Here is a 7,467-nt window from a genome sequence, read left to right on the forward strand (position 1 = left end):
AAATATGATATTTTTTATTCATATTATATTAATTTTTTTAAAAAAAGTATTATTTATAGTTTTTTAGTTTTAATTTATCTGTTTCTGATATTTAATTATTAAATTTACTTATTTTATAAATAACTTTATAATTATATAATAATTGTTATATGCTCAATTATTATTATTTATTTTGCTAATATAACATTGTTAATAGTATTACTGAATTTTTATACTCTGATTTTTCAATAATTTTTCTTAATTTCACTGTAAATTATATAATTTAATATTTTATAATAATATAAATTAATTTATTCAATAAACGATATTTAAAAGAATTAATTTCATATTTTACTACTTTTTATGTGGTTTCATTTTTTTAAATTTCCGTAAAAGTAATACTTTTTCTGTAAAATTATTATTATAAGTAATAAATATTTATATATAATTATTACTACAAAGTAGATTTGTATTTAGTTAATGATTGTTAACGAATACATAATATATACAAAATGGGAGGCTAAAATATTAAAAAACAATTTATTTTACTCATGACATTTGTCATGTTGGTAATGTGTGCAATGACTAGCGTTTCTGCTCAGGATGGCGATGTAATTTCTTCAGACATACTGACTAATTCAGAAATTCCAGGCATTTCTCAAATTGATATTGCCGTAAATTATGAATATCCTGATGATGCTAGCAAAATAACACCTACATTTAATATAGAGAATAATTCTGTCATTTCTCAGGATTATGATAGTTCATCTAAACTGTATAATGTTAAAATTAATTCAACAGAAATCTCTACTAAACTTAATATTTCTATTTCAGCTCCAGGTTATATTACACAATATAAACTTGTAGATACTGATAATAAAATTATAAGTGTAGATTTAAAAGCTACAGACAGTTATAAATTAGGTTATGATGTAACAGCTAAAGCAGACTCATTACTTGATTTTAAAAATGCTGATGAAGTTTTAGCAATTACTACAGCTGGTGTACCTAAATTAAACGGTAAAACCAGTGAACCTGCTATTGATGGAATTCTCAACTATGCTACTGAATATATTTCTTATGGTAGGGGTAACATATTGATGTTACGTCAAACCGCTGTGGATCCAATTGATTTTTGTTTTGTAGTTAAAAAAGGCAATGCTCTTAATGCAGCAATATTTTTAAATGGAAATACAAATGAGGTATATCTTGGTACAATCTCTGAAAATATGACTACTTCACAATGGAATGCTTTATATAAAGCTGTTGGCGGTGAAAATGCATTTTCATTTGCCAGTTTGGCTAACGGCTGGTATGATGGCGTAACCTTTGATGTATTACAGGAGGCAGCATTTCATGGACATATTTGTGAAGGAACTCTTGGTGGTTATACAATAACTAAAGCATTACTTCAATATTATCCTCCAATAAAAGAAACTGGTAATGGTAAACAATCTCCTGGAGATATTACTTCTTATAAAGTTTTAGGTATTCCTGGTGATTCTTCTAACGATGCTGTTATCTTTTTCTTAGATGCAACTTCCGGTAAGACTTCTTACATAGGATTCAATACTACTTCAACAGGTGCAACTGAAAAAATGATTGGTTTCATCCGTTGGAATGGTCAAACTAATAAAGGAACTATTATTGTAATGGAATATGATTCCGATAAAAATAAACAGTTATTTGAAAAAGAAACCGGAATTACTGGAGACGGTAGTTTAGAACAATTAAAATACAACACATGGTGGATTAACAGGATTTATAATAATCCTGCAAGTCTTGTTAATATTTTAATTGAAAAAGAAGGTTTGAATTATGAACAATACTTATATTTAGTCGGAACTACTGACGATGAAGAAGATGATGAAGGTCACGTTATCAATGCAACTAATTCTCATGGTTTGGATTATGCTTATATTCAAAGTCTGGATTTACCAAATGCCACCCGTGACAATGTTATCGCTAATAAAGGTTCATTGACTTACGATGACTTCAAAGCTATTGGTCAACAAGCTGCAAGCACTGCAAAATCAATTTATGAAAATGAATTAGGTGTAAAAATACATAAGGATATGCCTAATTTGATGGTTTTAACTTCAGCTGGTTATGTAATGATTAATGAGCAATCAACCGAGGCATGTTGGGATGGTTTATTTGAAGAGTTAGGGTCAAGATTATCCAGAAAAACATTATTACCTGATCATAAAGCAATTTGGACTCCATTATGGTTTAATTTCTTATTAAAACAAGACGATGGTTCTTTAATGAGTATTTATATGAGATATAATGAAGACGGAACATTTTTCATCGGTGAATATAATGGAAGTCAAGTTTACAATATCAACATGACTACTTTGAATAATTCAGCTATTTCTGGAGGAATTAGTTCAAGCGCATATCCTGATGGAAATTATTTCAGTATTCAAAGTATTTCCAATGCTTGGTCTGCAGGACCGGCTTTTGACCAAATCATGTCATTCTTGTTCCACAATCATGCATGTCCAGGTGTACAGCCAGGATTCTTCATGGTTGACTATATTCAGGAAAATTTCCCATTAAATGAGAACCAATCCTATATCTACATTGCAAATGAACAATATTGTAAGGATGATAGTCTTGAATATATTTTGGATGTATCTCCAGGTCTTGGAAATTATCTTGTTCAAAAATTAACAAGTGATGAATATAAAGGTGCTGATGATTTGGATGAAGAAGGTATCTTGATAATTTGGGATTCAGCTAATAACATTGGTCAGGCTGTCGCTCTTTCTTATCAATGGCCAAGCCCTGATTTAAGTGCATATGCTACATCTGAATCAAAAAGAGCTGCTCAAATTCAAGCATTCATTGACTTGTATAATGGTAGAGATAATCCAATTTTAACAGATAATTACCATAAAGTTGCTCATTCAGATAGTAGATGGATTACTCAGGAACAATTGCAAACTATCACTTCTGGAGGAGAAGGCAGTAGTCTTAAATATTTAAGAAGTTTGGAAGATATCAGTAAAGAGGATTTATTAAAGCAAATTGCTGACAGTAATAAGGAAAATACTAACACAGAATCTAACAATACTAATACAAACACTAATACTAATACAGATTCTAATAGTAATGTAAATAATCCATCTGTTCCTTCTACAAATACAAATCAACGTAGTTATTCCAGTGTTGGAACTTCAAATAACCCAATAAGCACTTCAACTGCTTCAACATCTGAAGATTCATCAGAAAGTCCATCTGATGATAGTTCAAATGATGATTCAAAAGCTTATGAGATTAATAAAAAGCCTGTTTCTAAATCAGGATCTAATAATCTTGTATACGCAGTTATTGGAGCTTTAGTTTTAGGTGCTTTGTTTGCTGTAGGTTATATGAGAACTAAAAAAGATTAATTATGAGATTATTCATTCGAATAATCTTTATTTTTTATTTTTTGGATGATTTAAATGAAATATAAATACTTGGCTTTTTTAATAACAATAATTTTAATTGTTTCTTGTGGTAATGTTGTTTTTGCACATCCGGGTCATGGAACTGAATATGTTGAAGAGGTTCCTTCTTCATCCTCTAGTCCTTCTCAACCGATGCAATCTTCAGATAGTGGTTCTGGTTCAGGAAGTTCTTCTGTTTCTAGTGTATCTTCTAGTTCTAGCAGTTCATATGCTTCTAGTAGTTCAACTGGTTCTGGTAGCAGTTCATCTAGTTCAAGTAGTGCTGTTGAAACTTCAGATTCATCAAATGATGGGATAAATAATAAATCAGCAAATATTTCAGAAGTTAATAATTCCACGGATAATCATATTGAAGAGGAGGATTCTCAGTTATTCAGTGTTACAAATATTATTCTGATGATTATTGCATTAATTATTGGATTTTCTATAACTGCTTTGATTTTAAAATTTTTTAAGTAGATTTAATCTACATTTATTTTTTTGATTACATTTATATATTAAAATTTACTAAAATTAATCTAGACTAATTTTTATAGGTAAATTATATGGCAAATAAGTTGATTAGAGGCAGTTTAATAATTTTTTTAGGAAACATAATTTTCCGTATAGGAGGTTATGTTTACCGTTTTCTAATGGCTATGCTTCTAGGACCTACTATGTACGGTGTTTTAGGACTTACTTTGCCGTTTCAAGGTATATTCCAAACTTTAGCTGCTGGAGGACTTCCGCCTGCCATTGCAAAATATGTTGCTGAATATAATGCCGTCAATGAATCGGACATGGCCAGACAGACCATTTACACGGCTTTAAAGATAATGGTATTTCTGGGAATTTTCTTTGGAGTTCTTATGGTTTTTGTTGTCGCTCCATGGCTGGCTTATGGCTATTTGGGAAAGCCTATCGCATTGGTTCCTTTACAGATTGTGGGACTTATCACTCCTTTCAGTGTAATTGTGGGCGCATTCAGAGGGGCATTCCAGGGTGTTTATAAGATGGAGTATATTCTATATACCCGTGCTATTGAACAGCTTGGTATGATATTATTTGCAACCGCATTTGTTTTAATAGGTTTATCAACTGTTGGAGCTTTATGGGGTACTGTTTTAGGTTATTCAATGGCTGCTGTTGCTGCAGTTTATATTTTCAAATTTCACATGGCAAAATATATTCCTGAAGCTTCTCCAGGATTTGTATTTTCAAGAAAGGATGAATTAAGGCTTGCAGGTACATTAGTTAAATTTTCTATTCCTGTTATTATCACGGCTATTGCTGAAATGCTCATTTACAATATATGTACTATCGTGATGGGTAAATTCTTGACTTTGGATGCTGTTGGATTTTTTGCAGCCGCAGATCCGATTGCACGTTTGCCTTTAATGATTTCAATTTCTGTAGCTACAACAATTCTTCCGGCTTCTTCTGAAGCTTTTAAAGTAAAAGACATTCCGGCATTGCAGAGATATGTGAATGAATCCTATAAATATTCATTGTTGTTTGTAGTTCCGATGTGTGTGGGTCTTGCTTTGTTTGCAGCGCCTACATTGAGGGTATTGTATTTTGCCAAACCTGAATATGTTGCAGGTGCTTCTGCATTGGCTATTTTAGCTATTGGTATGACATTCTATTCAATATTTTCAATTTCAACCAGTATTGTTCAGGGTATCGGAAATCCTCGTATTCCAATGTACATTTTGATTTTTGGAGCTATCGTCACAGGAATATTGTGCTGGATTTTGGTTCCGTTCATGGGAATTGCAGGGGGTGCGCTCGGAACTACTATCGGCTGTTTCGTGATGATGGTGCCGGTAATTTATTTTGTATTCAAGCTGACCAAGGCTAAGGCTCAAAAGCTTTCTGTGCTAAAAATCATTGCTGCATCTGCCATTATGGGTATTTTTGCTTTAATTATTCCAAAAACTACATTATGGCTATTCCCTGGTATTATAGCCTGTATTATTGTCTATTTCTTTGCACTGATTTTAGTCAGATTTTTCACAAAAGAAGATATTGCATCTTTAAGAGAGTTGTCTTCCAAATTTGGCCCTATCTCTGTCATTGCAAATAAACTTCTTAATTTTGTTGAAAAATTAGAATTTAGAAATTAATATATAATAGTAAACCTTATTTTATATAAAAATAATAAATAATATATGTTATATATCTTTGGAGGATTATAATATGACTGATGTAAAAGCGGGTGTTGAATATAAGATTAATGTAGATGGTAATTCTTTCCTACTGGATAATAAGAAATATCAGCTATTAGAATCTATTTTAGACACTGGTTCCTTAACGGAATCTGCTAAAGTAGTTAAAATATCTTATAGGACTGCACTAAACTATATTGATAAAATAGAATCTACTCTTCAAGTAAAAATTGTGAGTACTTCTAAAGGAGGTAAAGGTGGTGGTGGGGGCACTACTTTGACCGAAGAAGGTTATTCTATTTTAAAAGAATGTAAAAAAATTAATGCAATCATGGAGCTTCACAAGGATGTTAATGAAATCGAAGCCGAAGTTTTAGCCATTGACGAGTCTAAAGGGGTAATGACTGTTAAAATGAAAAGCTTTGAAGTTAACATTCCTTTAAATAAAAACTATGTAGTCGGAGATAGAGTTTTAGCATTGATTAGTTATGATAATATCTTTTTAATGTTGGAACCTCAAAAATCAAGTATTCGTAATATAATTAAGGGTACTATTGTTGAAATGAGGTTAAATAATGAGATTATTCGCGTTAATGTGGATATTGGGGGAGTAAATGTCTATTCAGATATTACTGTATCCGCTGAAAAGGAATTGAATCTCACTATTGGCAAGGAAATATACATAGGTTTTAAGGCAATGTCTGTAGCTACTCTGAAATTGTAATTGATTTACGGGTGAGTTCATGTTACAAATTGAGATTGATGAATCTAAATGTATTGCCTGCGGTAAATGTTATGAGATTTGTCCGAAAGCAGATAAAATTTGGAAAATCTCTAACGTCGCACATATATTGGATTTAAGATATTGTCATGTTTGTACATTATGCGCAATGAAATGCCCTACAAACTGTATTAAAATTATACGTGATGGTCCAAAGGACTGAATAATCGAAGCTAGAATTAATAATTTGGAAGGTAATTATGATGGGTCGAACAGCTGATGTTGAAAGGAAAACATCCGAAACAGATATAAAAATTAAGATGAATCTTGATGGTGAAGGAAAATACAATATCTCCACAGGCGTAAATTTCTTCAATCACATGTTGGAGTCTTTTTCAAAACACAGCATGATTGATTTGCATATAACCGCTGCAGGGGATATCGAAATCGATGATCACCATACCATTGAAGATGTTGGAATCTTACTCGGCGAAGCCTTTTCTCAAGCTATCGGCGATAAAGTAGGCATCAGAAGAATGGCTCATGCAATCGTTCCAATGGATGAATCACTAGCTACAGTTGCCATTGACATTAGCGGACGAAGCTACTGTAACATGGACTTGAAATTCAAAAATGAAAAAATCGGAGACATGACTGCAGATATTGTTGTCCATTTCTTTGAATCCTTTGCATCCTCAGCAAAAATGAATATCTATGGGGAAGTAAAAGGAGTAAATGACCACCATAAATGTGAAGCTATTTTCAAGGCATTTGCAAAAGCAATGAAAGATGCTGTAAAAGTAGAACACAATCAGATACCATCAACAAAAGGAACTTTATAAGCTATTAGAATATAGCTTTTTATTTTTATTTTTTGGTTAATTTTAGGTTTAAAAAAAGTTAAAAAAAATAAGTAGAAGTTATCTACTTATTCTGGTTTAGAGATTAATTCAGTTTTACGACCAGGGTTTCCTTCTTTCATGTGAGGAGTTCTTAAGACTGTGTCGTTTGATTTTTCTAATTCTCTTGCTTCTTGTGCTAATTTAGCAGCAGCAGCAGCGATTTCGTGTGCAGCAGCAACTAAAGGAATGAAGTTTTCGAATCCTTTGGTCATGAAACAACCTTTCATGTCTAAGTTTGCGACAGATCCAGCCATTTCGTA

The 7,467-nt window shown here is 31.8% G+C and carries 7 protein-coding genes; 6 read left to right on the forward strand and 1 reads right to left on the reverse strand.

Going from position 1 to position 7,467, the window contains the following annotated elements; translation table 11 throughout:
* Positions 1-530: 530 nt before the first annotated feature.
* The 6 genes from IJI93_RS01620 (at position 531) to hisB (ending at position 7,147) form a co-directional block, all read left to right on the forward strand.
* Entirely contained in the window at positions 531-3,377 is a 2,847-nt protein-coding gene (locus tag IJI93_RS01620) for an FmdE family protein (protein ID WP_292796530.1), read from the forward strand.
* A gap of 54 nt (positions 3,378-3,431) precedes the next feature.
* On the forward strand, positions 3,432-3,896 hold the full coding sequence (locus tag IJI93_RS01625) for a hypothetical protein (protein ID WP_292796532.1): 465 nt from the start codon (positions 3,432-3,434) through the stop codon (positions 3,894-3,896).
* Positions 3,897-3,982: 86 nt separating this feature from the next.
* Complete coding sequence (locus IJI93_RS01630; RefSeq protein WP_292796534.1) at positions 3,983-5,542, forward strand: flippase; 1,560 nt, start codon at positions 3,983-3,985, stop codon at positions 5,540-5,542.
* A gap of 73 nt (positions 5,543-5,615) precedes the next feature.
* The gene (locus tag IJI93_RS01635) at positions 5,616-6,308 is read left to right on the forward strand and encodes a TOBE domain-containing protein (RefSeq protein WP_292796536.1); all 693 of its coding nucleotides are present in this window, start codon (positions 5,616-5,618) and stop codon (positions 6,306-6,308) included.
* A 19-nt stretch (positions 6,309-6,327) separates the two neighbouring features.
* Complete coding sequence (locus IJI93_RS01640) at positions 6,328-6,528, forward strand: 4Fe-4S binding protein (protein ID WP_292796538.1); 201 nt, start codon at positions 6,328-6,330, stop codon at positions 6,526-6,528.
* Positions 6,529-6,568: 40 nt separating this feature from the next.
* A complete protein-coding gene (gene hisB, locus IJI93_RS01645) occupies positions 6,569-7,147 on the forward strand; it encodes an imidazoleglycerol-phosphate dehydratase HisB (RefSeq protein ID WP_292796544.1) in 579 nt (192 codons plus the stop codon).
* 86 nt (positions 7,148-7,233) lie between these two features.
* On the opposite strand, the gene IJI93_RS01650 is transcribed toward hisB, so the two are convergent.
* A partial coding sequence (locus tag IJI93_RS01650) for a F420-dependent methylenetetrahydromethanopterin dehydrogenase (protein WP_292818993.1) occupies positions 7,234-7,467 on the reverse strand: 234 nt, incomplete at its 5' end.

Source organism: Methanobrevibacter sp. (genome assembly GCF_017431965.1).
Lineage (GTDB): Archaea > Methanobacteriota > Methanobacteria > Methanobacteriales > Methanobacteriaceae > Methanocatella.